This window comes from Brevibacterium sp. S22 (assembly GCF_004745485.1).
GTDB lineage: Bacteria > Actinomycetota > Actinomycetes > Actinomycetales > Brevibacteriaceae > Brevibacterium.
Map to the genome: position 1 here is coordinate 20,691 of NZ_RHFG01000015.1, position 22,382 is coordinate 43,072.

Here is a 22,382-nt window from a genome sequence, read left to right on the forward strand (position 1 = left end):
GTGCGCTAAGGTCGGCTCGGCCTATTAAAGGAGCTGTGCTCAGATGTCGGAAACCACCTTCCGCACGATCGCGATCGTCCTCTACTTCATCGGCATGCTGGCCATCGGCTGGTTTGCCTACCGCAGGACGAAGAACAACCTCGATGACTATATGCTCGCGGGGCGTGGACTGCGACCCAGCGTTGCGGCTCTGAGTGCCGGGGCATCGGATATGTCCGGCTGGCTGCTGATGGGTCTGCCCGGCGCCATCTACGTCTCCGGACTCATCGAAGCCTGGATCGCCATCGGCCTCACCGTCGGTGCATGGATCAACTGGAAGCTCGTCGCCCCTCGACTGCGCGCCTTCACGGAGAAGGCCGGCGACTCGATCACGATCCCCAGCTTCTTCGAACAGCGGCTGAAGGATAGGACGCGACTGCTGCGCATCGTCTGCGGCGTCATCATCCTCGTGTTCTTCACCTTCTATGTCTCGTCCGGCATGGTGGCGGCGGGCAAGTTCTTCGAGTCGAGCTTCGGGCTCAATTACCTCGCAGGAATGCTCCTCGTCGCCGCAGTCACGATGCTCTACACACTCTTCGGCGGCTTCCTCGGTGCGACCCTCACCGACGTCGCCCAGGGGCTGCTGATGTTCGCCGCCCTGGTTGCCGTGCCGATCGTCGCCGTCATCAACGCCGGTGGGCCATCGACCGTGATCAAGAACGTCTCCGACATCGATCCCGGGCTGCTCAGCCTCTTCGGCTCCGGGGACTTCTGGACGTTTGCGACGATCGCATCCATCGTCTCTGCGCTGGCCTGGGGCCTGGGCTATTTCGGGCAGCCGCATATCATCGTCCGCTTCATGGCTCTGCGCTCCCCCGCCGATGCCGGTGTCGCGCGTCGCATCGGCGTCGGCTGGATGGGGATCTCCGCCCTCGGCGCCGTCGCCACCGCCATCGTCGGCATCTCCTACTTCTCCCAGCACGCGGATATGGAACCCGCCGACGCCGAGACCGTCTTCCTCGACCTCGCGCAGATCCTCTTCCACCCGTTCATCGCCGGACTCGTGCTGGCTGCGGTGCTGGCAGCGATCATGTCGACGGTCTCCTCCCAGCTCGTCGTCACCTCGTCGGCACTCATCGAAGACCTCTTCAAGATCGTGGCCCTGCGCACCGGATCGACGCGCACGCTGCACGATAAGACCTATGTGCTGCTCGGCCGCCTCGGTGTGCTCGTGGTCGCGGTCATCGCGGTGGTGCTGGCCATCTCGCCGTCGAACAGCATCCTCGACCTCGTGGCGTTCGCGTGGGCAGGATTCGGGGCGTCGTTCGGCCCGATCGTCCTGCTCACTCTATTCTGGAAGCGTCTGAGCAACTGGGGCGCCCTGTTCGGTCTGCTCTCCGGTGCCGTCGTCGCCTTCGTCTGGGGCCAGGTGAGCACTCCGATGACGGATGCGATCTACGAGATCATCCCCGGCTTCATCGTCAACCTCATCGTGGCCGTCGTCGTCAGCCGCTTCACCTACAAACACGATGAGGCCTCCGACATCGAGTTCGACGAGTCCGTGGCGCTTTCACGTGTGAAGTAAGCACAGGCGCGAAGCAGACACCGCCGACGCGAATTCAGCGACGAAGGCCGGGGCACGACGATGCCCCGGCCTTCGTCGCGTTCCTCGCAGCGGTTCCCGTTCGTCGCGTTCCCGGTGTTCTTCCCGTTCCTCGCGGCGGTTCCCGTTATTCGTGGCCCTTCGCGTTCATCACGTTCCTCGCGGCGGTTCCCGTTCGTCGCGTTCCTCGCTGCCCTTCGCGGCCCAGGGTCGGCATCACATTCCATCCGGCCGCCATCACGTTTCGTCACTCCCTGACCACTTTTCGTCCCACGTCGACCACTTCGTGGACATACCATCGGGATCGAAACAGATGCAGGGAACGAAAAGTGGTACCCGGCGCCGAGGCGGCGGTTGGGAGGTCCACGCGGATGTGCCGGGGCGGCCGTCGAGAGATCCGTATGTGCGCCATGCCTCCGTACCCTTGCGCCGCGCATTGAGCCGACTGTGAATAGACTTCAGGCGGGCACCCACCTGGGTGCCCGCCTGAAGTGTGCGGCTGCGTAAGCTCCGAGCCGGCGAGGTTACTTCTCCTCGGCAGCCTCGGTGGGCTCTTCAGCGGTCTCGGCGTCGGCCTCGACAGCGGCTTCTTCCGAAGCCTCGGCCGGAGCCTCGTCGACGACCTCTTCGGACTCGACGACCTCGGCCTCGGCCTCGACCGGTGCCTCTTCTGCCGGAGCGGCAGCAGCGGCGGTCGCCTGCTCGGCTTCCTTCACGGTCGCCTGCTTCGGCGAGTAGGGCTCGAGGACCAGTTCGATGACGGCCATCGGAGCGTTGTCGCCGGGACGAGGACCGATCTTGGTGATCCGGGTGTATCCACCGGGACGCTCGGCCATCGTTTCAGCGATCGAGGTGAAGAGCTCGTGCACGATCGACTTGTCGGAGATCTGGCCGAGCACGCGACGACGTGCAGCCAGGTCACCCTTCTTGGCGTTCGTGATCATCCGCTCGGCGACCGGACGCAGGCGCTTGGCCTTGGTCACGGTCGTCTTGATCTGCTTGTGCTCGAACAGCTGGGCAGCCAGGTTGTTGAGCATCATACGCTCGTGTGTGGGCGAACCGCCGAGGCGCGGGCCCTTGGTTGGGGTTGGCATTGTCAGTTACTCCTAGGTCTTAATCAGTACTGTTCGTCTTCGACGAAGGACTGGTCCTCATCAACGAGGCCGGCATCGAATCCGGCAGGACTGTCCTTGAGGCTCAGGCCGAGCTCGTTGAGCTTCGCCTTGACCTCGTCGATCGACTTCGAACCAAAGTTGCGGATATCCATCAGATCGGCTTCGCTGCGAGCAACGAGCTCACCGACGGTGTGGATGCCTTCGCGCTTGAGGCAGTTGTAGGAGCGCACGGTCAGGTCGAGATCTTCGATCGCCAGCGCCAGGTCCGCGGCCAGAGCCGCATCCACTGGCGAGGGCCCGATCTCGATGCCTTCAGCTTCGACGTTGAGCTCTCGAGCCAGGCCGAAGAGCTCGACCAGGGTCTTGCCCGCAGATGCGATGGCATCGCGCGGGGTCATCGAGGGCTTGGTTTCGACGTCGAGGACCAGACGATCGAAGTCGGTGCGCTGTTCGACACGCGTGGCTTCGACCTTGTAGGTGACCTTGAGAACCGGGGAGTAGATCGAATCGACCGGGATCCGGCCGATCTCTGCATCCGCATTCTTGTTCTGAGCGCTCGAAACGTATCCGCGTCCGCGTTCGATGGTCAGTTCCATGTCCAGACGACCCTCACCATTCAGCGTGGCGATGTGCAGGTCCGGATTGTGGATCTCGACCCCAGCAGGAGCAGAGACATCGGCAGCGGTCACGGTGCCAGGTCCCTGCTTGCGCAGGTAGGCAACGACCGGTTCGTCGAATTCGGACGATACGACCAGGGACTTCAGGTTGAGGATGAACTCGGTGACATCCTCTTTGACTCCCGGCACGGTGCTGAACTCGTGGAGCACTCCGTCGATCCGGATGGACGTGACGGCGGCCCCTGGGATCGAGGACAGCAGGGTCCGGCGAAGCGAGTTGCCGAGGGTGTAGCCGAATCCGGGCTCGAGCGGTTCGATGGCGAACCGTGAGCGGTTATCGGAGACGACTTCTTCCGTGAGCGTTGGGCGCTGTGCAATGAGCACGTGGGCTTCCTTTCAGCGAACATCCGCTATATGACGTTCGCACTGCACGTCATGGCCTTAGGGCCATGAAGAACGGTTCGGGTTATCTGGGAATCCGTTCTGCGACCGATGTCGGGCTCGTGCCCGTCATCCGTTGCAGTTCCACGGAAGGATCAGCCGCGGCGGCGCTTGGGAGGACGGCAGCCGTTGAACGGAACCGGGGTGACATCCTGGATGGTTCCCAGTTCCAGACCGGCGGCCTGCAGCGAACGGATCGCCGTCTCGCGGCCCGAACCCGGTCCCTTGACGAACACGTCGACCTTCTTCAGGCCGTGTTCCTGCGCCCGGCGAGCAGCCGATTCAGCAGCCATCTGAGCGGCGTACGGGGTCGACTTGCGCGAACCCTTGAAGCCGATCTCACCTGAGGAGGCCCAGGAGATGACAGCACCGGTCGGATCGGTGATCGACACGATGGTGTTGTTGAAGGTTGATTTGATGTGAGCCTGACCGGCAACGATATTCTTCTTCAGCTTGCGGCGAGGCTTGCGCACTGTAGCGGCGCGTGACTTGGGAGGCATATGTCCTACTCCTGATCGAGGTGGTTGGGTCTGGCCAACCGGGTGAGCGAGTTACTTCTTCTTACCGGCCACGGTGCGCTTGGGTCCCTTGCGGGTACGCGCATTCGTCTTGGTCCGCTGACCGCGAACCGGGAGACCGCGGCGGTGACGCAGGCCTTCATAGCTTCCGATTTCGACCTTGCGGCGGATATCGGCGGCCACCTCACGACGGAGGTCACCCTCAACCTGGAATGTGCCCTCGATGTAGTCACGCAGCTGGACGAGCTCTGCGTCGCTCAAGTCCTTCACACGGGTATCAGGGCTGATTCCCGTTTCGGTCAGGGTCTGGCGCGCACGGGTGCGGCCCACACCATAGATGTAAGTCAAGGCGACTTCCACGCGCTTTTCACGCGGGATGTCGACTCCGGCAAGTCGTGCCATGGGTACTGTCTCCTGTTGTTGTTTCGGAGGTGCTGATGCAAACCTGTCCTTGGTCTCCCTAGGTCTCCGGCCCCCGACCGGAGGTATCGTCCTGTGTTCGCTGCCTGGAAGCTCTCACTTCCCTTGGCTCCGAACGCAGATGGCGAGGTTTGCGCGGGTGTGGTGCTGCTGAAGCTCCTCCGCAGAGGAGCCTCGATCTGCTCGGAACGAGCTGCTCAGCCCTGGCGCTGCTTGTGGCGCGGGTTGGAGCAGATGACGATGACCCGACCGTGACGGCGGGTAATCTGGCAGTTCTCGCAGATCTTCTTGACGCTGGGCTTAACCTTCATCGTTTTTCCTTCTTTCGGTCCCTGCCCCGGCGGAGCAGGACGCGAATGATCGAAGATCCTTACTTGTAGCGGTAAACGATTCGTCCGCGCGAGAGATCGTATGGAGACAGCTCCACAATGACCCGGTCCTCGGGAAGGATGCGGATGTAGTGCTGACGCATCTTTCCGGAGATATGCGCGAGCACCTTGTGCCCGTTGCTCAGCTCAACCCGAAACGATGCGTTCGGCAGAGCTTCGACAACGGTGCCTTCGATCTCAATGACCCCTTCTTTTTTGGCCATATCGTTCGCTAACCTCGTATTCCCGCGAAACCTTCGCGTTCGACGTAATCGTGTATCACCGACTCAATGCCGGTGACCCCTCGGCCTGCGGTCCTCGTCACCACATGAAAAGAAGTGGATGGCAGAAGCCGCCCACATCTGAAAAAGGGTGAGTTGAATGAGAACAGACCAATCATCAACCCTACACCACAGGGAAAGAATCTTCCACACGGTGTTCGCTTCTGGGCGTGAAGTCCCTTACAATCCCATCTCCGCCGAGGCGGCCCGCATTTCCCGTGACCCCGGACTACGTTCGGAGCCCGCCATCGGCACCCCGACTGCTAGCGTGAGAATCCCAGCCGACGCAGTCCCCGATGAGGAGCACACAGATGTCCGATTTCGATGCCATCTCCGAAGAGTCTCTGGTCGCGAAAGGCGGCCGCAAATGGTCATCCTTCCCCGGTTCCATCGGCGCCTTCATCGCCGAGATGGACTTCGGTGTCGCTCCCGCGGTGCGTCAGTCGCTTCAGACCATCGATGATCGCGACCTCTACGGATATGCTCCCGCCGATCTGGTCACCGAACTCAAAACAGCCACCTCGGACTTCTGCGCCGAGCACTACGGCTGGCAGGTTCCCGTCGATCACATCGAACCGGCCAGTGATGTGCTGGCCGCCTTTCTCGGCGTGCTCGCCCACCTCACCCCGGCCGACTCTCCGATCGTGCTGCCGACGCCGGCCTATATGCCCTTCTTCGATGTCGCGCGCGTGACCGGACGCACACTCATCGAGGTTCCGATGCTGCGGTCGGAAACCGGCTGGTCCCTCGACCTCGAGGCCATCGCCTCGGCCCTCACACCCGGCGCGACGTTCGTCCTGTGCAATCCGCACAATCCGATCGGCAAGGTCTACACCGAAGCCGAGCTGCTCGCCCTCGCGGACGTCATCGAGGAGGCCGGAGCCCGCGTGTTCTCCGATGAGATCCACGCTCCCGTCATCTATGCCCCCTCTCAGCACACCACCTACGCCGCCCTCACCGAGGCGACCGCCGCCCACACCGCCACCGCAACGGCAGCGTCGAAGGCCTTCAACATCCCCGGCCTCAAATGCGCTCAGCTCATCCTCACCTCCGCTGCAGATCGTGAGGTCTGGGCGAAGAAGGGACAGTTCGTCTCCGGAGCGGCCTCCAACCCGGGAATTCTGGCGACCACCGCTGCGTACACTAGGGCGGACGACTGGCTGCGTGAGGTCAACGGCTATCTCAAGGGCAACCGTGATCACTTCACCGACCTTGTCAGCTCGCTGCTGCCCAACGCCGCCTATATCGAACCGGAGGGCACATATCTGGCGTGGTTGGATCTGCGCGGCTACGGTCTGGAGGCGGGCCTGTCCGATCACATCCGCTCCCGCGCCGAGGTGGCAGTGACCGAAGGCCGACTGTGCGGTGAGGTCGGGGCCGGGCATATCCGGTTCAACTTCGCACTCCCCCGCCCCCTGCTCACCGAGGCGGTCGAGAGGATCGCTCGCATCCTCTGAGCTTCATGCCCGCGGGCAGTTCGACATCCGACGACTCAGCGCTCGGGCAGCCATTCGATGAGGTCGAAGGATGAACTGGCCGCCGCCGACTCGCGCATCTGCTGATCGAAGCGCAGATAGTATTCGAGATTGCACTGCTGCATCAGGGCACGGAACCGCAGGGCCGGCTGCCTGCCGTCGACAAGGTCTTCGGGCAGAAGCGGGTGGGTCATGACGGCACGGGCGACGTCGTAGTACAGATCGAAGAAGCCTCCCAGGCTCAGGCCAGCACATCCGGTGCCTGGGAATGACCCTCCCGCACTCAGCGCGTTCATGCGCTCCTCCAACGGAGGCAGATGGGCGAGGGCTGCGTCGAGCTCGAAGGCCCGAGTCGTCATCCTCCGTGCTGCCGCGATGGAGTCGGGTGTCAGAACCCCCGCCTCAGACCAGCTCGGGCCGGGGATCTCGGGCAGCCGCGCCAGGAGCTGAGTGGACCGGTCTGAGAAGCCGATGAGGATTCCGGGTCGCAGCTGCCGGTATCCGAGGCTCCTGGCGATGTACTGCAGTCGGTCGCGCAGAGCACGCTCGGCTTCCGGAACCGAATACACGATGGCGTGGAAGTGTCCCTCATAGTCGGGAAAGACATGGTCCCCCGCGATGTCGCCGAAGTCTGCGAGGATGTGTTCGCTCAGGCGATAGACGGAGACCCGCCCGGCTCTCTCGCTGCTGATGATGCCTCGCTGGACCATCCGCACAAGCTGGTTGTGCACACTCGAGGACGAATACCCGTGTTCACCCAACACACTGACGATGACAGGACCCGGCAGTCCGCTCGCCTGCAGACACCCGAACGCGGAGATCACGTCGAAGGCGATCCGAGTCATCCGATATCGATCACCCACATCTGTCCGACGTTTCGGGACATCGTGGACACTCGTCATGGCCAGATCTTACCGTGACAACACAAGGATCGGTGCCGACAGGACCGAGATCGCAACGACGCGACGAGGAGCCACGACATGGATGACGAGAACAGCACAATCGAGCAGCGTGCGTATGAGATGTCTCGAACATCGGGACTGCTGGCGGGAGCCATCACGGCTTTCATCGCCTTCTGCGCATTCCAGATCTTCGGGTTCACCATCGCCGAGACCGCGACATGGATGTTCGCGCTCGCGCTGATGGCGGCGTCGGGAACTTTCGCGGCGGTCTACTTCGTCGGCAGGTCGGCGTTGAAGAGGCAGATGCCGGCGACCTGAATTCTCCCCTCAGGCGCCCTTCGGAGGCACGGGAGTGATTCCGAACGGCGCCAATCCGGCCGCTCCCCCGTCGACGGCTGTGAGTACCCAGACTCCCCCGTCATGGCGAGCCACACTGTGTTCCCAGTGGCTTGACCGTGAACCATCCGCCGTCACGACCGTCCAGTCGTCGGCCAGAGTGCGGGTGTCCGCACCGCCCGTGGTGAGCATCGGTTCGATGGCCAGGCACATTCCGGGCTTGATCTTCGGGCCGTTGGAGCGTGCACGGTAGTTGAGCACCTCGGGTGCCATATGCATGGAGGTGCCGATACCGTGACCGGTGAATTCCTCGACGAGGCCCAGATGCGGGAAGGACTCTGTGACGAAGTCATCGATGGCGTCTCCGATGTCGCTGACCTTCGCGCCGGTCGCGAACGCGGCGATGCCTGTCCACATGGCAGCCTCAGTGGCAGATGACAGCTCGCGATCGGCAGCAGTGCCCGCGGAATCGCCGCCGACGATCATCGTGATCGCTGAGTCCCCGTGGAAGCCTTCGACGATGGCACCGCCGTCGATCGAGACGATATCGCCGGCTTCGAGCACACGTGATCCCGGGATGCCGTGGACGATCTCCTCGTTCACGGAGATGCACACGACCGCAGGAAATCCTTGATAGCCCTTGAAGTTCGAACAGGCGCCGGCGGAGTCGATCACAGCTTCGGCGGCGGCGTCCACCTCGGCGGTGGTGGCCCCGGGAACGGCCGCGGACCGGGCCGCTGAGAGTACTTGAGAAGTCAGCTGCCCGGCCCGATGCATGAGCTCAAGCTCCGCAGGAGTCTTCAGCTCGATACGAGGTCCGAAGATCATCGAATGGTCGACAGAATGCGTTCAGTGATGTCGTCGACCTCGCCGAGACCGTCGACCTGGCGCAGCAGTCCGCGGCTGCGATAGATGTCGGTCAGCGGCTGAGTCTGCTCTTCGTAGACATCAAGACGGTGGCGAATGACGTCTTCGCTGTCATCGGCGCGGCCCTCGGTCTGAGCACGAGCGAGCAGGCGCGCCACGACCTCGTCGGTGTCAGCCGTGAGTTCGACGACGTGTTCGATGGCCTTGTCCTCGGCCGCGAGGATTCTGTCGAGCTCATCGACCTGAGCACTGGTGCGGGGATATCCGTCGAGGAGGAACCCTTCGGCAGCATCATCCTGTGCCAGACGATCGGCGACCATTGAGTTGGTGACCTCGTCGGGCACGTATTCTCCGGCATCCATATAGCGCTTGGCCAGTTTGCCCAGCTCGGTCTCGCCCTTCACATTCGCCCGGAAGATGTCTCCGGTGGAGATGGCCGGGACGCCGAGCGCCTCGGACAGGCGAGCGGCCTGGGTGCCCTTGCCGGCGCCGGGAGGGCCGATCAGGATGATGCGTGAACTCATAAGGTGTCCTTCCAATGGGATGTCCGCTGATCGTCAGCGTCCGGTCGAATCAGCGCAGCAGGCCCTCATAGTGGCGCTGCTGCATCTGCGCGTCGATCTGCTTGACCGTTTCGAGCCCGACTCCGACGACGATCAGCAGCGAGGTGCCGCCGAACGGGAAGTTCTGGTTCGCGTTGATGAGCACCAGCGCGATCAGCGGGATGAGGGCGACGAAGGCAAGATAGAGCGAGCCGGGGAAGTTGATGCGGCCGAGTACGTAGCTCAAGTATTCGGCAGTTGGGCGACCTGCGCGGATACCAGGGATGAAGCCGCCGTACTTCTTCATATTGTCCGCAACCTCTTCAGGGTTGAAGGTGATGGCGACGTAGAAGTAGGCGAAGAAGATCGTCAGCAGCGCGTACACGGTGATGTAGAGCGGATGGTCACCGCGGGTGAAGTAGGTGTTGATCCATTCGACCACATTGGATTCCGGATCGAAGAACTGCGAGATCAGGCTCGGCAGGTAGAGCACCGAGGAGGCGAAGATGACGGGGATGACACCGGCCATATTCACCTTGATCGGAATATAGGTCGAGGTTCCGCCGAACATGCGACGACCCACCATGCGCTTGGCGTACTGGACGGGGACCCGGCGCTGCGACTGCTCGACGAACACGACGAGGGCGACGAGGACGAGCCCGACGGCCAAGACGATGAGGAAGATGTCGACGCCCTGCTCCCGGAAGATCGCTCCGAGGGAGGAGGGGAAGGCGGATGCGACGGAGGTGAAGATGAGCAGCGACATTCCGTTGCCCACACCGTGTTCGGTGATCTGCTCGCCCAGCCACATGATCAGGCCGGTGCCGGCGGTGAGAGTGACCACGAGGACCGCAATCCCCCACCAAGTGTCGTTGGCGATGAGGTCCTGGCAGTTTTCGACCTGCCCGAAGAGCGCGCCGGAGCGGACGGTGGCCACGAGCGTGGTCGCGTTGAGGACCGCGAGGCCGATGGTGAGATAGCGGGTGTACTGAGTCAGCTTCGCCTGGCCGGATGCGCCTTCCTTGTGCAGAGCTTCGAAGCGCGGAATGACCACGCGAAGCAGCTGGACGATGATGCTCGCGGTGATATAGGGCATGATGCCCAGGGCGAAGATCGACAGCTGCAGCAGAGCGCCGCCGCTGAAGAGGTTGATCATGGCGAATCCGCCCTCATTGAGCTGAGGCGAAGCCACGCATTCCTGCACCTGGGTGTAATCGATGCCGGGCGAAGGAATGAACGAGCCGAGTCGGAAGATGACAAGAATGCCCAGGGTGAAGAGGAGTTTGTTCCTCAAGTCGGGCGTTCTGAAGGCCCTCCGGATTGCGCCGATCAAGCGTCCTCCTCGTTGGGGGATGAAAAGTCAGAGTCGTGGTCGCGACCTGGCGATTGAGACAAATACCTGCAAAAGACTATCAGGGTATGCCCTCCAGGCCGAAACCGGCGAAGGCCGATTCAGGCTCGTCACAGCCTGTGATCCGGGTGGCTTCCGAGTCGTCCCCGACAGGTCCTGAGCCAGTCTCCATCACGGTCTCGGAGATGCAGAAGGGGGCGGCCACGATAGTGACCGCCCCCGCACCAGCGTTGAAGCCGGTAAACCGTTCCGAGTGGAACGGATCAGGCCTCGTTGGTGCTTCCGCCTGCAGCCTTGATCTTCTCGGCCGCAGAGCCGGAGAACTTGTCTGCAGTGATGTTCAGGGCCACGGTGATCTCACCGGTGCCGAGAACCTTGACGGGCTGCTTTGCACGCACAGCGCCCTTCTCCACGAGATCGGCGACGGTGACGTCTCCGCCCTCGGGGAACAGGCTGGACAGCTTGTCGAGGTTGACAACCTGGAACTCCACCTTGGCGGGGTTCTTGAACCCGCGCAGCTTCGGCAGACGCATGTGCATCGGAGTCTGGCCGCCCTCGAAGCCGTGCGGAACCTGGTAACGGGCCTTCGTGCCCTTGGTTCCGCGACCGGCGGTCTTACCCTTCGAAGCCTCACCACGACCGACGCGGGTCTTGGAGGTCTTGGCTCCCGGGGCAGGGCGCAGATCATGCAGCTTCAGTGAGTCGTTGTTCGACATATCAATCGACCTCTTCCACAGTCACGATGTGGCGGACAGCGTTGATCATTCCCCGGATCTCGGGGCGATCTTCCTGCACCACAACGTCGTTGGTCCGCTTGAGACCGAGCGAACGCAGCGTGTCACGCTGGCTCTGACGGTATCCGATTGCGGACTTGCGCTGAGTAATCTTGAGCTTTGCCATCAGGACTTCGCCCCACTTTCAGCAGCTGCCCGCAGCAGTGCGTGCGGAGCAACCTCGTCGACCGGCAGACCACGGCGAGCCGCGACCTCTTCCGGACGCTCGAGGCCCTTCAGCGCGGTGATCGCAGCGTGCACGATGTTGATCGCGTTCGCGGAACCCAGCGACTTGGACAGGACGTCCTGGACGCCTGCCGCATCGAGGACCGCACGAACGGGTCCACCGGCGATGACACCGGTACCAGGAGCGGCCGGACGCAGCAGGACGACGCCTGCGGCCTCCTCGCCCTGGATCGGGTGCGGAATGGTCTTCTGGATACGGGGAACGCGGAAGAAGTTCTTCTTCGCTTCCTCGACACCCTTGGCGATGGCGGCAGGAACTTCCTTTGCCTTGCCATAGCCCATGCCGACCATGCCGTCGCCGTCTCCGACCACGACGAGAGCCGTGAAGGAGAACCGACGTCCACCCTTGACGACCTTCGACACGCGGTTGATCGTGATGACGTGTTCGATGAACTGGTTCTTGTCTTCACGGTCGTTGCGACCGCCGCGTCCACGGCCTTCGCCGCGTCCGCGCCCCTGGCCGCCCTGTCCACCCTGGCCGCGGCCACGGGAGGAGCGGTCACCGCTGTTGTCGGTGGGGGTCTCAGCAGCTGGCTGCTGTTCCTTGTTCTCTTCAGTGCTCATAGGGCCAATCCTCCTTCACGGGCACCTTCGGCGATTGCCTGCACGCGGCCGTGGTAGGCATTGCCTCCACGGTCGAAGACGACGGCTTCGATTCCGGCGTCCTTGGCGCGCTGAGCAACCAGCTCGCCCACCTTGCGGGCCTTGCCGGTCTTATCGCCCTCGAATGTCCGCAGGTCGGCTTCCATGGTGGAGGCCGACACCAGGGTCTTGCCGACGGTGTCGTCGATGACCTGGACAAAGACGTGGCGCGTGGAGCGAGTCACTGAGAGGCGAGGGCGCTCGGTCGTGCCGCTGACATGCTTGCGCAGACGAGCGTGACGACGCTTGCGAGCAGCTGCCCTGCCTTTGCCGTAGCTTTCCTTTTTGCCAAAGGCCATCGTTACTTACCAGCCTTTCCGACCTTGCGACGGACGATTTCGCCGGCGTAGCGCACACCCTTGCCCTTATAGGGCTCGGGCTTACGCAGCTTCCGGATGTTCGCAGCGGTCTCACCGACGAGCTGCTTGTCGATTCCGTGGACAGCAACCTTGGTCTGACCGTCGACGCTGAAGGAGATACCCTCCGGCGGTTCAACGACGATGGGGTGGCTGTAGCCGAGGGCGAACTCCAGGTTCGATCCCTTTGCCAGGACACGGTAACCGGTACCGACGATCTCGAGGGCCTTGGAATAGCCTTCGGTCACACCGACGATCATATTGTTGACGAGCGTCCGAGACAGTCCGTGCAGCGAACGCGATTCGCGCTCTTCGTCCGGACGGGCCACCGTGATGACACCGTCGTCGAACGCAACGGCGATCGGCTCGGGGATGGTGACGGACAGTTCACCCTTAGGTCCCTTCACGGCGACAGCCTGGCCGTCGACCTTGACCTCGACGCCGCTGGGAACGGAGATCGGGTTCTTGCCAATACGTGACATGTTCTTCTCTCCTTCCTTTACCAGACGTAGGCGAGGACTTCCCCACCCACACCCTTCTTGGCGGCCTGACGGTCCGTCAGGAGGCCTGACGAAGTCGACAGGATGGCGATGCCGAGGCCGCCGAGAACCTTGGGCAGGTTCGTGGACTTCGCGTAGACGCGCAGTCCCGGCTTCGACACACGGCGCAGGCCGGCGATCGAACGTTCCCGGTTGGGTCCGAACTTCAGGTCCAGGAGCAGCGTCTTGCCGACTTCGGCGTCTTCGACGCTCCAGCCAGTGATGTAGCCCTCGGTCTTGAGGATCTCGGCGATGTTCGACTTGAGCTTCGAGAACGGCATGGTGACGTCCTCGTGATAAGCCGAGTTGGCGTTGCGCAGACGCGTAAGCATATCTGCGACTGGATCAGTCATTGTCATTTGGGCACTTGCCCTTCCTCGTTACGGTTTCCGCCCACATACTGTGCTTGGACCTGCAACGTAGCGATTATTTTTGCTTGAACGGGAACCCGAGGTGACGCAGCAGTGCGCGTCCCTCGTCGTCGGTTGTCGCGGTGGTGACGACGGTGATATCCATACCGCGGACTCGGTCGATCCGGTCCTGGTCGATCTCGTGGAACATGGACTGCTCCGTGAGACCGAAGGTGTAGTTACCGTTTCCGTCGAACTGACGATCCGAGAGTCCGCGGAAGTCGCGGATACGCGGCAGTGCCAGAGTGATGACGCGGTCGATGAACTCCCACATCCGTGCTCCACGCATGGTCACGTGTGCACCGATGGGCTGACCTTCGCGCAGCTTGAACTGGGCGATGGACTTCCGAGCACGGGTCACGACGGGCTTCTGACCGGTGATCAGAGTCAGGTCGTTGATCGCGCCTTCGATCATCTTGGAATCGCGCGCTGCGTCACCCACACCCATGTTCACGACGACCTTGGTCAGTCCGGGAACCTGCATGGGGTTGGCGTAGTTGAACTCTTCCTGCAGCTTCGCAACGATCTCTTCGCGGTAAATCTGCTTGAGACGCGGTGCGGGACGGCTGGTGGTTGTTTCCGTCATCAGATCTCCTCCCCGGTGCGACGCGAGAAGCGAACCCGAATGGTCTTGGTGCGACCGTCGCGTTCGACGCTCTCCTCGCGGTATCCGACGCGGGTAGGCTTGTTGTCCTTGGGGTCAACGAGCGCCACGTTGGACACGTGGATGGGGGCTTCGTGGGTCTCACGGCCACCAGCGGTGCCGCCGGCCTGAGTCTGCGTAGCCTTCTTGTGCTTGATCACGCGGTTGACGCCCTCGACGAGGACGCGGTTGCGTTCGGGGTAGACGGCAAGGACCTTGCCCTGCTTCCCACGATCGCCGCCACGGGACTCACGAGCGCCGGCGATGACCTGGACGAGGTCGCCCTTCTTGATCTTGAGCTTGTTCGCCATGCTCACAACACCTCCGGTGCCAGGGAGACGATCTTCATGAACTTCTTGTCGCGGAGTTCGCGTCCTACGGGCCCGAAGATACGGGTTCCGCGTGGTTCCTCATCATTCTTGAGGATGACGGCTGCATTCTCGTCGAACTTGATGTAGGAACCGTCGGGACGACGGCGTTCCTTGGCAGTGCGAACGATGACGGCCTTGACGACGTCACCCTTCTTCACGTTGCCGCCCGGGATTGCATCCTTGACGGTTGCCACGATGGTGTCACCGATCGAGGCGTAGCGCCGACCGGAGCCACCCAGGATCCTGATTGCCAGGATCTGCTTGGCGCCAGTGTTGTCGGCGACTTTGAGTCGCGACTCTTGCTGAATCACTATTTTCTCCTGTCGTCGCGCTGGTTCTCACGCCTGAGCGCGAGCCTTGCGGAACGGATTCATTGACATTTCACCCCGTTCCCGGTAGCCGCCCGCGACCTCCAAGAGGCCGCGGGCGGGACCGGGTGGGTGGGGTGGCGTTGACTACTTGGCGCGTTCGATGATCTCGACGAGCCGCCAACGCTTCGCGGCCGAAAGGGGCCGCGTCTCGGCCACGAGGACGAGATCGCCGATGCCGGCGGTGTTCTCTTCGTCGTGAACCTTGTACTTGACCGACTTACGCATGACCTTGCCGTAGAGGCGGTGCTTCATGCGCTCCTCGACCTCGACGACGATGGTCTTGTCCATCTTGTCGGATACGACGTAACCACGTGCTGTCTTGCGGGAGTTGCGTTCCGCAGCAGTGGCCTCGGTGTTCGTGGTCTCCGCCATCACTTGCTCTCTTCCTTGGCATCAGCGGGGTTCGGACGGATGTCCAGCTCCCGTTCGTTGAGCACGGTGTAGATACGAGCGATGTCTCGACGCACGGCCTTGAGGCGACCGTGGCTCTCCAGCTGGCCCGTGGCCGACTGGAATCGCAGGTTGAACAGCTCGGCCTTGGCCTTCTTGAGCTCTTCGGCCAGACGCTCGTTGTCGTAACCGTCCAGCGCGTCGATGGAAAGGTTCTTCGAACCGATAGCCATTCTCACTCACCACCTTCGCGGGCCACGATACGGGCCTTGAGCGGAAGCTTGTGGATCGCCAGGCGCAGAGCCTCGCGAGCAACTTCCTCGGACACACCGCCGAGTTCGAACATGACTCGACCGGGTTTGACATTGGCGATCCACCACTCCGGCGAACCCTTACCGGAGCCCATGCGGGTCTCGGCAGGCTTCTTCGTCAGCGGGTGATCAGGGTAGATGTTGATCCACACTTTGCCACCGCGCTTGATGTAGCGGGTCATGGCAATACGTGCGGCCTCGATCTGACGGTTGGTGACATAAGCCGGCTCGAGAGCCTGGATGCCGTAGTCACCGAAGGACACCGTCGTGCCTCCCTTGGCGGCGCCGCCCCGGTTGGGATGGTGCTGCTTGCGGAATTTCACTCGACGAGGGATCAGCATATCTCAGCCCTCCGATCCGGCCTCAGCCGCGGGGGCTTCGGCACTGTTCTCAGTATTACGGGCCTGGTCGCCGCGGCGCGGTGCGCCTTCCTGACCACGTCCGCGGCCTCCACGACCACGCCCACGGCCACGTGGGCCACGAGCAGCAGGAGCCTTGGCCTGCTCGGCAGCAAGCTCCTTGTCGGTCATGTCGCCCTTGTAGATCCACACCTTGACGCCGATGCGTCCGAAAGTGGTGTGGGCTTCGTGAACGCCGAAGTCGATGTTCGCACGCAGGGTGTGCAGCGGCACACGACCTTCGCGGTAGAACTCGGACCGGCTCATCTCAGCACCGCCGAGGCGGCCGGAGCACTGCACACGGATGCCCTTGGCACCTGCGCGCTGGGCGCTCTGGATCGCCTTGCGCATCGCGCGGCGGAAGGCCACACGGCTGGCGAGCTGTTCGGCAACACCCTGGGCGACGAGCTGTGCGTCGACCTCGGCGTTCTTCACCTCAAGGATGTTGAGCTGAATCTGCTTGCCGGTGAGCTTTTCGAGCTGACTGCGGATGCGGTCCGCTTCTGCTCCGCGACGACCGATGACGATGCCCGGGCGTGCGGTGTGGATGTCGACGCGGACACGGTCACGTGTGCGTTCGATGTTGACCTTCGAGATGCCGGCCCGTTCGAGACCGGTGTTCATCATCTGGCGGATCTTCACATCTTCGAGCACGTAGTCCTTGTAGCGCTGCCCCGGCTTGGTCGAGTCAGCGAACCACTTTGACTTGTGATCCGTGGTGATTCCGAGTCGGAATCCGTTCGGATTGATCTTCTGGCCCATTAACGGTTCCCCTTCCGGCTCTTGCGCTGAGGCAGGTCGTCACCGCTGGCCAGGACCACTGTCACGTGGCTGGTGCGCTTCTCAATGCGAAAAGCGCGACCCTGGGCACGCGGACGGAACCGCTTCATGGTCGGCCCCTCATCCACGAAGGCTTCGGAGATGACCAGTTCGTTCTCGTCGAACGCAACGCCTTCCTCGTCGGCCCGGACACGCGCATTGGCGATGCCGGAGGCCACGAGCTTGTAAATCGGATCTGATGCCGACTGTTCTGCAAACTTCAACACTGCAAGTGCTTCGGTCGCCTGCTGACCACGAATGAGGTCGATGACGCGCCGAGCCTTGCGAGGCGTAACGCGCAGGTACCGCGCCTTAGCCTTGGCTTCCATCGCTTCCTTCTCTCTTCTCTAGGATCGAAAGAGTGCCCCGCCTCAGCGGCGGCGCCCCTTGCGATCGTCCTTTTCGTGGCCACGGAACGTCCGTGTCGGTGCGAACTCGCCGAGCTTGTGTCCGACCATCGACTCAGTGATGAAGACGGGGACATGCTTGCGTCCGTCATGTACTGCGATGGTGTGTCCCAGGAAGTCCGGGATGATCATCGAGCGACGAGACCATGTTTTGATGACATTTTTGGTGTTCTTCTCGTTCTGACGAGCCACCTTCTGGAAGAGGTGTTCGTCGACGAAAGGACCCTTTTTGAGGCTACGAGGCATAAGTCAGTACTCCAATCAGCGCTTCTTGCCGGTCCGGCGACGGCGCACGATGTACTTGTCGCTCTCCTTGTTCGGCCGGCGTGTGCGGCCCTCCAACTGACCCCACGGGCTGACTGGGTGACGACCACCCGAAGTACGGCCCTCGCCACCACCATGCGGGTGGTCGATCGGGTTCATCACGACACCGCGGACGGAGGGGCGCTTGCCCTTCCAACGCATGCGGCCTGCTTTGCCCCAGCTGATGTTCGACTGCTCGGCATTGCCGACCTCGCCGATCGTCGCACGGCAGCGCGCATCCACATTGCGGATTTCGCCCGAAGGCATCCGCAGCTGAGCGAAACGGCCGTACTTCGCCACGAGCTGCACGGACGAACCTGCAGAACGAGCGATCTTGGCACCGCCGCCGGGACGCATTTCAACTGCGTGCACAACGGTGCCCACCGGGATGTTGCGCAGGGCAAGATTGTTGCCCGGCTTGATGTCTGCACCCGAACCGGCTTCCACCTGTGCGCCCTGCTTGAGGTTCTGCGGGGCGATGATGTAGCGCTTCTCTCCGTCTGCATAGTGCAGCAGAGCGATGCGAGCCGTACGGTTCGGGTCATATTCGATGTGTGCGACCTTCGCCGGAACGCCATCTTTGTCATGGCGGCGGAAGTCGATGACACGGTACTGACGCTTGTGACCGCCGCCCTGGTGGCGGGTGGTCACGCGTCCCTGACTGTTGCGGCCGCCGCGCTTGGGCAGCGGGCGCAGAAGCGACTTCTCCGGTGTAGACCGGGTCACTTCGACGAAGTCGGCGACCGACGAGCCACGGCGGCCCGGGGTCGTCGGCTTGTGCTTACGGATTCCCATGAGTCTTGTCCTTCTTTGACGAAGGATCGCTTAGAGCGATCCACCGAAGATGTCGATCGATCCGTCCTTGAGGGCAACGATGGCACGCTTGGTGTCCTTGCGCTTCCCCCAACCGGTGCGGGTGCGGCGGCGCTTGCCCTGACGATTCAGGGTGTTGACCTTTGCGACCTGCACATCGAAGATCGTTTCAATGGCTTGCTTGATCTCGGATTTGTTCGAGTCCTGGTCGACGAGGAAGGTGTACTTGCCTTCGTCCATCAGGCTGTAGGTCTTCTCCGAGACGACCGGTGCGACGATGATGTCGCGCGGGTCCTTGAAGTTCAGACTCATGATGCGTCCTCCGATTTGCGGTTTCCGCTCAGGAACGCGGCCAGAGCCGCCTCGGTGAACACGATGTCATCGGCGAGCAGCACATCATAGGTGTTGAGCTGATCGGAGGTGAGCACGTGGACGTGAGGCAGGTTGCGCACGCTCAGGTAATTGAGCTCGTCGTCGCGCTCGAGCACCACGAGAGTGTTCTTGCGCTCGGACAGGCCGGCCAGTGCGGCCTTCGCCTGCTTGGTCGACGGGGCATCGCCGGTGACCAGGTTCTTCATCACGAAGACCTGGTCGAGGCGTGCACGATCAGACAGAGCACCACGCAGAGCGGCGGCCTTCATCTTCTTGGGGGTCCGCTGCGAGTAGTCACGCGGGACCGGTCCGTGCACGATTCCGCCACCGTTGTACTGAGGAGCGCGGATCGAACCCTGACGGGCGTTGCCGGTTCCCTTCTGACGGTAGGGCTTGCGACCGCCACCGCGAACTTCGGAGCGGGTCTTCGTCTTGTGCGTGCCCTGGCGGGCCGCAGCCAGCTGTGCGACGACGACCTGGTGGATCAGGGGCACGTTGGTCGGCACGCCGAAGACCTCGGCGGGCAGATCAACTGAGCCGGCCTTCGCACCAGCGGCGTCGATGACGTCGACTGTCTTGACATCAGTCATTACGTTCAGGCCTCCTTCACGGCCGAGCGAACGAGGACGACTCCACCCTTGGGGCCGGGAACGGCGCCCTTGATGAGCAGGAAGTGGTTCTCGTTGTCCACGGCGTGGATCGTGAGGTTCTGGGTGGTGTGCTTGACAGCGCCCATACGGCCGGCCATGCGCATACCCTTGAACACGCGACCAGGTGTCGCGGCTCCGCCGATCGAACCTGGCTTGCGGTGGTTGCGGTGCTGACCGTGGGAGGCACCGACACCGGCGAAGCCGTGACGCTTCATGACGCCGGCGGTTCCCTTGCCCTTGGTCTTAGCGGTCACGTCGACCTTGAGTCCGGCTTCGAACGTGTCGACACCGAGTTCCTGGCCGAGCTCGTAGTCAGCAGCATCTGCAGTGCGCAGTTCGACGAGGTGACGGCGTGGGGTCACACCGGCCTTCTCGAAGTGGCCTGCAGTCGGCTTGTTGACCTTGCGAGGATCGATCTCGCCGAACGCGATCTGCACAGCGGGGTAACCATCGGTTTCCTCGTTGCGGACCTGAGTTACGACGTTGTTCCCGGTGGCCACAACGGTCACCGGAACGAGGTTGTTCTGCTCATCCCAGACCTGGGTCATGCCCAGCTTGGTTCCCAGAAGGCCCTTGACCTTGCGGGTGGTCGGGAGAGCGGATGAACGAGTGTTCGCCATTGCTGCCTCCCTTAGAGCTTGATCTCGATGTTGACGTCGTCAGCGAGGTCGAGACGCATCAGCGAGTCAACTGCCTTCGGCGTCGGGTCGACGATGTCGATCAGACGCTTGTGCGTGCGCATTTCGAAATGCTCACGGCTGTCCTTGTATTTGTGCGGCGAACGGATGACGCAGTACACGTTCTTCTCCGTCGGCAACGGCACGGGGCCCACAACAGTCGCACCTGCGCGAGTGACGGTGTCCACGATCTTGCGTGCGGCACTGTCAATCACAGCGTGGTCGTACGACTTGAGCCGAATGCGGATCTTCTGTCCCGCCATGGCGTCGTCTCTTTCTTCAGTAACTTCCGGCCATCAACCTGCAGAGCATCAGAGATGTCTGCGGTCTGTGCCGGCTGACCATGACCGACCCCCGAGGTCGGGCGTGTCGGCTGATCCTGGCGGAGAATTTCTCACTTCTCCCCCAAGCACCGACGGCGCTTCTACTCATTGGCTGCTCGGTCCGAACCCGCGTGGCGCAGATTCATCGATCCGATAGTGTTTCGGGCAGTTCGCGGTATCACTACCGCAGTGCAGGGGTCAACGCCCAAAACGCAACCTCACTATCTTGTCACATAGCACTGAACCCGCGCAATTCCGTGAACCGTGCCTGTGAGGGAACTCTCAATGTTCAGGTGTCCTCGATCTGTACGCATCTGGCACCTGGCAACCTTCGAGTCCCCCAGTCGCAGCCTCCGACCGGACATCCACGCGCGGAGTCCGGACATGCGACAAGGGCCGCAGTTCCGAAGAACTGCGGCCCTTGCCTGGTGGTGCTCAGTAAGTCAGATCAGGCGTTGATCTTGGTGACTCGACCGGCGCCGACGGTGCGGCCGCCCTCGCGGATAGCGAAGCGGAGGCCGTCCTCCATGGCGATCGGCTGGATGAGCTCGACCGACATATCGGTGTTGTCGCCGGGCATGACCATCTCGGTGCCCTCGGGCAGCGTGATGACGCCGGTGACGTCCGTGGTCCGGAAGTAGAACTGCGGACGGTAGTTCGAGTAGAACGGGTTGTGACGTCCGCCCTCGTCCTTGCTCAGGATGTAGACCTGGGCTTCGAACTTGGTGTGCGGGGTGATCGAACCCGGCTTCACGATGACCTGACCGCGCTCCACGTCCTCACGCTTGGTGCCGCGCAGCAGCAGACCGACGTTCTCACCTGCACGGGCGTCCGGCAGGGTCTTGCGGAACATCTCGATGGCGGTGACGGTCGTCTTGGACGACTTCTCCTTGATGCCGACGATTTCGATTTCGTCGTTCGGCAGGAGCACGCCGCGCTCGACACGACCGGTGACGACGGTTCCACGACCGGTGATCGTGAAGACGTCCTCGACGGGCATGAGGAACGGCTTGTCGACGTCGCGCTCCGGCTCCGGAACGTTGTCATCGACAGCAGCCATCAGATCCTGGACGCTCTTGACCCACTTCTCGTCGCCTTCCAGCGCCTTGAGAGCGGAGACCGGGATGACCGGGGCGTTGTCGCCGTCGAAGTCCTGGCTCGAGAGCAGGTCGCGGACCTCGAATTCGACGAGCTCGAGGAGCTCCTCGTCATCGACCATGTCGGACTTGTTCAGCGCGCACACGATGTAGGGGACGCCGACCTGACGCGCGAGCAGCACGTGCTCACGGGTCTGGGGCATCGGACCGTCGGTGGCGGCGACGACGAGGATCGCACCGTCCATCTGAGCGGCACCGGTGATCATGTTCTTGACATAGTCGGCGTGGCCCGGGGCATCGACGTGAGCGTAGTGACGCTTCTCCGTCTGGTACTCAACGTGCGAGACGTTGATGGTGATGCCGCGCTCCTTCTCCTCAGGTGCGTTGTCGACCTGGTCGAAGGCGCGAGCCTCGTTGAGATCCGGGTACTGATCCGCCAGGACCTTGGTGATCGCGGCGGTCAGGGTGGTCTTTCCATGGTCAACGTGGCCGATGGTGCCGATGTTGACGTGCGGCTTATTCCGTTCGAAACTAGCCTTTGCCACTGGGTTCCTCCTCGTGGTTGTCAAAAGATATGCGGTTCATATCTTAGACCTTCTGTTGATTATCTTTCATTCCGGCGACCATGTTCTTGATCACCGGGGCGACCGGAATTC

Annotated in this window: 34 protein-coding genes; 3 read left to right on the top strand and 31 right to left on the bottom strand. The window is 62.4% G+C overall.

What is annotated here, in order from left to right; genetic code table 11:
- The first annotated feature begins 43 nt into the window (after positions 1–43).
- The gene (gene putP, locus EB835_RS12815) at positions 44–1,564 is read left to right on the top strand and encodes a sodium/proline symporter PutP (protein ID WP_135809867.1); all 1,521 of its coding nucleotides are present in this window, start codon (positions 44–46) and stop codon (positions 1,562–1,564) included.
- A gap of 542 nt (positions 1,565–2,106) precedes the next feature.
- Here putP and rplQ read toward each other — a convergent pair.
- From rplQ to infA, 6 genes are all read right to left on the bottom strand, one after another.
- Positions 2,107–2,676 (bottom strand): 50S ribosomal protein L17, encoded by a 570-nt coding sequence (rplQ, locus tag EB835_RS12820; RefSeq protein ID WP_135809868.1) that lies wholly within the window; start codon positions 2,674–2,676, stop codon positions 2,107–2,109.
- A 23-nt stretch (positions 2,677–2,699) separates the two neighbouring features.
- Positions 2,700–3,698, bottom strand: a complete 999-nt coding sequence (locus EB835_RS12825) for a DNA-directed RNA polymerase subunit alpha (RefSeq protein ID WP_135809869.1) — start codon at positions 3,696–3,698, stop codon at positions 2,700–2,702.
- 152 nt (positions 3,699–3,850) lie between these two features.
- Complete coding sequence (rpsK, locus tag EB835_RS12830; protein WP_025777904.1) at positions 3,851–4,255, bottom strand: 30S ribosomal protein S11; 405 nt, start codon at positions 4,253–4,255, stop codon at positions 3,851–3,853.
- Positions 4,256–4,306: 51 nt separating this feature from the next.
- Entirely contained in the window at positions 4,307–4,675 is a 369-nt protein-coding gene (gene rpsM / locus EB835_RS12835; protein WP_025777905.1) for a 30S ribosomal protein S13, read from the bottom strand.
- Between the two features lie 215 nt (positions 4,676–4,890).
- Positions 4,891–5,004 (bottom strand): 50S ribosomal protein L36, encoded by a 114-nt coding sequence (rpmJ, locus tag EB835_RS12840; RefSeq protein WP_009884960.1) that lies wholly within the window; start codon positions 5,002–5,004, stop codon positions 4,891–4,893.
- Between the two features lie 59 nt (positions 5,005–5,063).
- Complete coding sequence (gene infA, locus EB835_RS12845; protein WP_009379245.1) at positions 5,064–5,285, bottom strand: translation initiation factor IF-1; 222 nt, start codon at positions 5,283–5,285, stop codon at positions 5,064–5,066.
- 368 nt (positions 5,286–5,653) lie between these two features.
- Here infA and EB835_RS12850 point away from each other — a divergent pair, with 368 nt between their 5' ends.
- Positions 5,654–6,799 carry a MalY/PatB family protein gene (locus EB835_RS12850; RefSeq protein WP_135809870.1) on the top strand — a complete coding sequence of 382 codons (1,146 nt, stop codon included), beginning with the start codon at positions 5,654–5,656 and terminating at the stop codon, positions 6,797–6,799.
- 35 nt (positions 6,800–6,834) lie between these two features.
- Here the strand turns inward: EB835_RS12850 and EB835_RS12855 are convergent, their stop codons facing one another.
- Positions 6,835–7,719, bottom strand: coding sequence for a PaaX family transcriptional regulator (locus tag EB835_RS12855; RefSeq protein WP_135809871.1), 885 nt, complete (start codon positions 7,717–7,719; stop codon positions 6,835–6,837).
- Positions 7,720–7,797: 78 nt separating this feature from the next.
- On the opposite strand from EB835_RS12855, the gene EB835_RS12860 reads away from it, so the two are divergent.
- Positions 7,798–8,037 (top strand): hypothetical protein, encoded by a 240-nt coding sequence (locus tag EB835_RS12860; protein WP_135809872.1) that lies wholly within the window; start codon positions 7,798–7,800, stop codon positions 8,035–8,037.
- A gap of 9 nt (positions 8,038–8,046) precedes the next feature.
- On the opposite strand, the gene map is transcribed toward EB835_RS12860, so the two are convergent.
- The 24 genes from map to tuf all read right to left on the bottom strand — a co-directional run bounded on the left by map (position 8,047) and on the right by tuf (position 22,271).
- Positions 8,047–8,883 carry a type I methionyl aminopeptidase gene (gene map, locus EB835_RS12865; protein WP_135809873.1) on the bottom strand — a complete coding sequence of 279 codons (837 nt, stop codon included), beginning with the start codon at positions 8,881–8,883 and terminating at the stop codon, positions 8,047–8,049.
- The gene (locus tag EB835_RS12870) at positions 8,880–9,446 is read right to left on the bottom strand and encodes an adenylate kinase (RefSeq protein ID WP_135809874.1); all 567 of its coding nucleotides are present in this window, start codon (positions 9,444–9,446) and stop codon (positions 8,880–8,882) included. Before EB835_RS12870 ends, map begins: the two co-directional genes overlap by 4 nt.
- A gap of 49 nt (positions 9,447–9,495) precedes the next feature.
- The gene (gene secY / locus EB835_RS12875) at positions 9,496–10,797 is read right to left on the bottom strand and encodes a preprotein translocase subunit SecY (protein ID WP_135809875.1); all 1,302 of its coding nucleotides are present in this window, start codon (positions 10,795–10,797) and stop codon (positions 9,496–9,498) included.
- A 281-nt stretch (positions 10,798–11,078) separates the two neighbouring features.
- A complete protein-coding gene (gene rplO, locus EB835_RS12880) occupies positions 11,079–11,531 on the bottom strand; it encodes a 50S ribosomal protein L15 (protein ID WP_135809876.1) in 453 nt (150 codons plus the stop codon).
- Position 11,532: 1 nt separating this feature from the next.
- Complete coding sequence (gene rpmD, locus EB835_RS12885) at positions 11,533–11,715, bottom strand: 50S ribosomal protein L30 (RefSeq protein WP_025777914.1); 183 nt, start codon at positions 11,713–11,715, stop codon at positions 11,533–11,535.
- Positions 11,715–12,398, bottom strand: coding sequence for a 30S ribosomal protein S5 (gene rpsE / locus EB835_RS12890; protein WP_240688729.1), 684 nt, complete (start codon positions 12,396–12,398; stop codon positions 11,715–11,717). Before rpsE ends, rpmD begins: the two co-directional genes overlap by 1 nt.
- Complete coding sequence (gene rplR / locus EB835_RS12895; protein WP_135809877.1) at positions 12,395–12,775, bottom strand: 50S ribosomal protein L18; 381 nt, start codon at positions 12,773–12,775, stop codon at positions 12,395–12,397. Before rplR ends, rpsE begins: the two co-directional genes overlap by 4 nt.
- Positions 12,776–12,777: 2 nt before the next feature.
- Positions 12,778–13,314: a 50S ribosomal protein L6 gene (rplF, locus tag EB835_RS12900; RefSeq protein ID WP_135809878.1), complete on the bottom strand. Its 537-nt coding sequence runs from the start codon at positions 13,312–13,314 to the stop codon at positions 12,778–12,780.
- Between the two features lie 17 nt (positions 13,315–13,331).
- Positions 13,332–13,730: a 30S ribosomal protein S8 gene (rpsH, locus tag EB835_RS12905; protein WP_135809879.1), complete on the bottom strand. Its 399-nt coding sequence runs from the start codon at positions 13,728–13,730 to the stop codon at positions 13,332–13,334.
- Between the two features lie 67 nt (positions 13,731–13,797).
- Positions 13,798–14,367 (bottom strand): 50S ribosomal protein L5, encoded by a 570-nt coding sequence (gene rplE / locus EB835_RS12910; RefSeq protein WP_135809880.1) that lies wholly within the window; start codon positions 14,365–14,367, stop codon positions 13,798–13,800.
- Positions 14,367–14,735, bottom strand: a complete 369-nt coding sequence (rplX, locus tag EB835_RS12915; protein ID WP_135809881.1) for a 50S ribosomal protein L24 — start codon at positions 14,733–14,735, stop codon at positions 14,367–14,369. Before rplX ends, rplE begins: the two co-directional genes overlap by 1 nt.
- 2 nt (positions 14,736–14,737) lie before the next feature.
- On the bottom strand, positions 14,738–15,106 hold the full coding sequence (gene rplN / locus EB835_RS12920) for a 50S ribosomal protein L14 (RefSeq protein ID WP_025777921.1): 369 nt from the start codon (positions 15,104–15,106) through the stop codon (positions 14,738–14,740).
- Positions 15,107–15,250: 144 nt separating this feature from the next.
- On the bottom strand, positions 15,251–15,538 hold the full coding sequence (rpsQ, locus tag EB835_RS12925; protein WP_092015652.1) for a 30S ribosomal protein S17: 288 nt from the start codon (positions 15,536–15,538) through the stop codon (positions 15,251–15,253).
- Positions 15,538–15,789, bottom strand: coding sequence for a 50S ribosomal protein L29 (gene rpmC / locus EB835_RS12930; protein WP_135809882.1), 252 nt, complete (start codon positions 15,787–15,789; stop codon positions 15,538–15,540). The genes rpsQ and rpmC overlap by 1 nt, the downstream gene beginning before the upstream one ends.
- Before the next feature lie 2 nt (positions 15,790–15,791).
- Positions 15,792–16,208 carry a 50S ribosomal protein L16 gene (gene rplP, locus EB835_RS12935; RefSeq protein WP_025777924.1) on the bottom strand — a complete coding sequence of 139 codons (417 nt, stop codon included), beginning with the start codon at positions 16,206–16,208 and terminating at the stop codon, positions 15,792–15,794.
- 3 nt (positions 16,209–16,211) lie between these two features.
- Positions 16,212–17,027 (bottom strand): 30S ribosomal protein S3, encoded by an 816-nt coding sequence (rpsC, locus tag EB835_RS12940; RefSeq protein WP_135809883.1) that lies wholly within the window; start codon positions 17,025–17,027, stop codon positions 16,212–16,214.
- On the bottom strand, positions 17,027–17,413 hold the full coding sequence (rplV, locus tag EB835_RS12945; RefSeq protein WP_025777926.1) for a 50S ribosomal protein L22: 387 nt from the start codon (positions 17,411–17,413) through the stop codon (positions 17,027–17,029). Before rplV ends, rpsC begins: the two co-directional genes overlap by 1 nt.
- A gap of 42 nt (positions 17,414–17,455) precedes the next feature.
- Positions 17,456–17,737, bottom strand: coding sequence for a 30S ribosomal protein S19 (rpsS, locus tag EB835_RS12950; RefSeq protein ID WP_025777927.1), 282 nt, complete (start codon positions 17,735–17,737; stop codon positions 17,456–17,458).
- Positions 17,738–17,752: 15 nt separating this feature from the next.
- Positions 17,753–18,589 carry a 50S ribosomal protein L2 gene (gene rplB, locus EB835_RS12955; protein ID WP_135809884.1) on the bottom strand — a complete coding sequence of 279 codons (837 nt, stop codon included), beginning with the start codon at positions 18,587–18,589 and terminating at the stop codon, positions 17,753–17,755.
- Between the two features lie 30 nt (positions 18,590–18,619).
- Positions 18,620–18,919 carry a 50S ribosomal protein L23 gene (gene rplW, locus EB835_RS12960; RefSeq protein WP_135809885.1) on the bottom strand — a complete coding sequence of 100 codons (300 nt, stop codon included), beginning with the start codon at positions 18,917–18,919 and terminating at the stop codon, positions 18,620–18,622.
- Positions 18,916–19,569 carry a 50S ribosomal protein L4 gene (rplD, locus tag EB835_RS12965; protein WP_135809886.1) on the bottom strand — a complete coding sequence of 218 codons (654 nt, stop codon included), beginning with the start codon at positions 19,567–19,569 and terminating at the stop codon, positions 18,916–18,918. Before rplD ends, rplW begins: the two co-directional genes overlap by 4 nt.
- 5 nt (positions 19,570–19,574) lie before the next feature.
- The gene (gene rplC / locus EB835_RS12970) at positions 19,575–20,249 is read right to left on the bottom strand and encodes a 50S ribosomal protein L3 (RefSeq protein ID WP_135809887.1); all 675 of its coding nucleotides are present in this window, start codon (positions 20,247–20,249) and stop codon (positions 19,575–19,577) included.
- 11 nt (positions 20,250–20,260) lie between these two features.
- The gene (gene rpsJ, locus EB835_RS12975) at positions 20,261–20,569 is read right to left on the bottom strand and encodes a 30S ribosomal protein S10 (RefSeq protein ID WP_009379191.1); all 309 of its coding nucleotides are present in this window, start codon (positions 20,567–20,569) and stop codon (positions 20,261–20,263) included.
- Positions 20,570–21,077: 508 nt separating this feature from the next.
- A complete protein-coding gene (tuf, locus tag EB835_RS12980) occupies positions 21,078–22,271 on the bottom strand; it encodes an elongation factor Tu (protein ID WP_135809888.1) in 1,194 nt (397 codons plus the stop codon).
- Between the last annotated feature and the right edge of the window lie 111 nt (positions 22,272–22,382).

Bases quoted from the DNA above. Each gene is read 5' to 3' on its own strand.
- rpmJ (WP_009884960.1), bottom strand. From the start codon at position 5,004: ATGAAGGTTAAGCCCAGCGTCAAGAAGATCTGCGAGAACTGCCAGATT.
- rpsH (WP_135809879.1), bottom strand. From the start codon at position 13,730: ATGACAATGACTGATCCAGTCGCAGATATGCTTACGCGTCTGCGCAAC.
- rplO (WP_135809876.1), bottom strand. From the start codon at position 11,531: ATGTCGAACAACGACTCACTGAAGCTGCATGATCTGCGCCCTGCCCCG.
- rplP (WP_025777924.1), bottom strand. From the start codon at position 16,208: ATGCTGATCCCTCGTCGAGTGAAATTCCGCAAGCAGCACCATCCCAAC.
- rplC (WP_135809887.1), bottom strand. From the start codon at position 20,249: ATGGCGAACACTCGTTCATCCGCTCTCCCGACCACCCGCAAGGTCAAG.
- map (WP_135809873.1), bottom strand. From the start codon at position 8,883: ATGATCTTCGGACCTCGTATCGAGCTGAAGACTCCTGCGGAGCTTGAG.
- rpsS (WP_025777927.1), bottom strand. From the start codon at position 17,737: ATGCCTCGTAGCCTCAAAAAGGGTCCTTTCGTCGACGAACACCTCTTC.
- EB835_RS12860 (WP_135809872.1), top strand. From the start codon at position 7,798: ATGGATGACGAGAACAGCACAATCGAGCAGCGTGCGTATGAGATGTCT.
- EB835_RS12855 (WP_135809871.1), bottom strand. From the start codon at position 7,719: ATGACGAGTGTCCACGATGTCCCGAAACGTCGGACAGATGTGGGTGAT.
- rpsK (WP_025777904.1), bottom strand. From the start codon at position 4,255: ATGCCTCCCAAGTCACGCGCCGCTACAGTGCGCAAGCCTCGCCGCAAG.
- rplQ (WP_135809868.1), bottom strand. From the start codon at position 2,676: ATGCCAACCCCAACCAAGGGCCCGCGCCTCGGCGGTTCGCCCACACAC.
- rpsE (WP_240688729.1), bottom strand. From the start codon at position 12,398: ATGAGCACTGAAGAGAACAAGGAACAGCAGCCAGCTGCTGAGACCCCC.
- rpmC (WP_135809882.1), bottom strand. From the start codon at position 15,789: ATGGCTATCGGTTCGAAGAACCTTTCCATCGACGCGCTGGACGGTTAC.
- EB835_RS12850 (WP_135809870.1), top strand. From the start codon at position 5,654: ATGTCCGATTTCGATGCCATCTCCGAAGAGTCTCTGGTCGCGAAAGGC.
- rpsC (WP_135809883.1), bottom strand. From the start codon at position 17,027: ATGGGCCAGAAGATCAATCCGAACGGATTCCGACTCGGAATCACCACG.
- rplR (WP_135809877.1), bottom strand. From the start codon at position 12,775: ATGGCCTTTGGCAAAAAGGAAAGCTACGGCAAAGGCAGGGCAGCTGCT.
- rplV (WP_025777926.1), bottom strand. From the start codon at position 17,413: ATGGAAGCCAAGGCTAAGGCGCGGTACCTGCGCGTTACGCCTCGCAAG.
- rpsQ (WP_092015652.1), bottom strand. From the start codon at position 15,538: ATGGCGGAGACCACGAACACCGAGGCCACTGCTGCGGAACGCAACTCC.
- rplW (WP_135809885.1), bottom strand. From the start codon at position 18,919: ATGAGTCTGAACTTCAAGGACCCGCGCGACATCATCGTCGCACCGGTC.
- EB835_RS12870 (WP_135809874.1), bottom strand. From the start codon at position 9,446: ATGAGTTCACGCATCATCCTGATCGGCCCTCCCGGCGCCGGCAAGGGC.
- rpsJ (WP_009379191.1), bottom strand. From the start codon at position 20,569: ATGGCGGGACAGAAGATCCGCATTCGGCTCAAGTCGTACGACCACGCT.
- rplX (WP_135809881.1), bottom strand. From the start codon at position 14,735: ATGGCGAACAAGCTCAAGATCAAGAAGGGCGACCTCGTCCAGGTCATC.
- rplB (WP_135809884.1), bottom strand. From the start codon at position 18,589: ATGGGAATCCGTAAGCACAAGCCGACGACCCCGGGCCGCCGTGGCTCG.
- rplE (WP_135809880.1), bottom strand. From the start codon at position 14,367: ATGACGGAAACAACCACCAGCCGTCCCGCACCGCGTCTCAAGCAGATT.
- rpsM (WP_025777905.1), bottom strand. From the start codon at position 4,675: ATGGCACGACTTGCCGGAGTCGACATCCCGCGTGAAAAGCGCGTGGAA.
- rpmD (WP_025777914.1), bottom strand. From the start codon at position 11,715: ATGGCAAAGCTCAAGATTACTCAGCGCAAGTCCGCAATCGGATACCGT.
- putP (WP_135809867.1), top strand. From the start codon at position 44: ATGTCGGAAACCACCTTCCGCACGATCGCGATCGTCCTCTACTTCATC.
- rplD (WP_135809886.1), bottom strand. From the start codon at position 19,569: ATGACTGATGTCAAGACAGTCGACGTCATCGACGCCGCTGGTGCGAAG.
- rplF (WP_135809878.1), bottom strand. From the start codon at position 13,314: ATGTCACGTATTGGCAAGAACCCGATCTCCGTTCCCAGCGGCGTCGAG.
- infA (WP_009379245.1), bottom strand. From the start codon at position 5,285: ATGGCCAAAAAAGAAGGGGTCATTGAGATCGAAGGCACCGTTGTCGAA.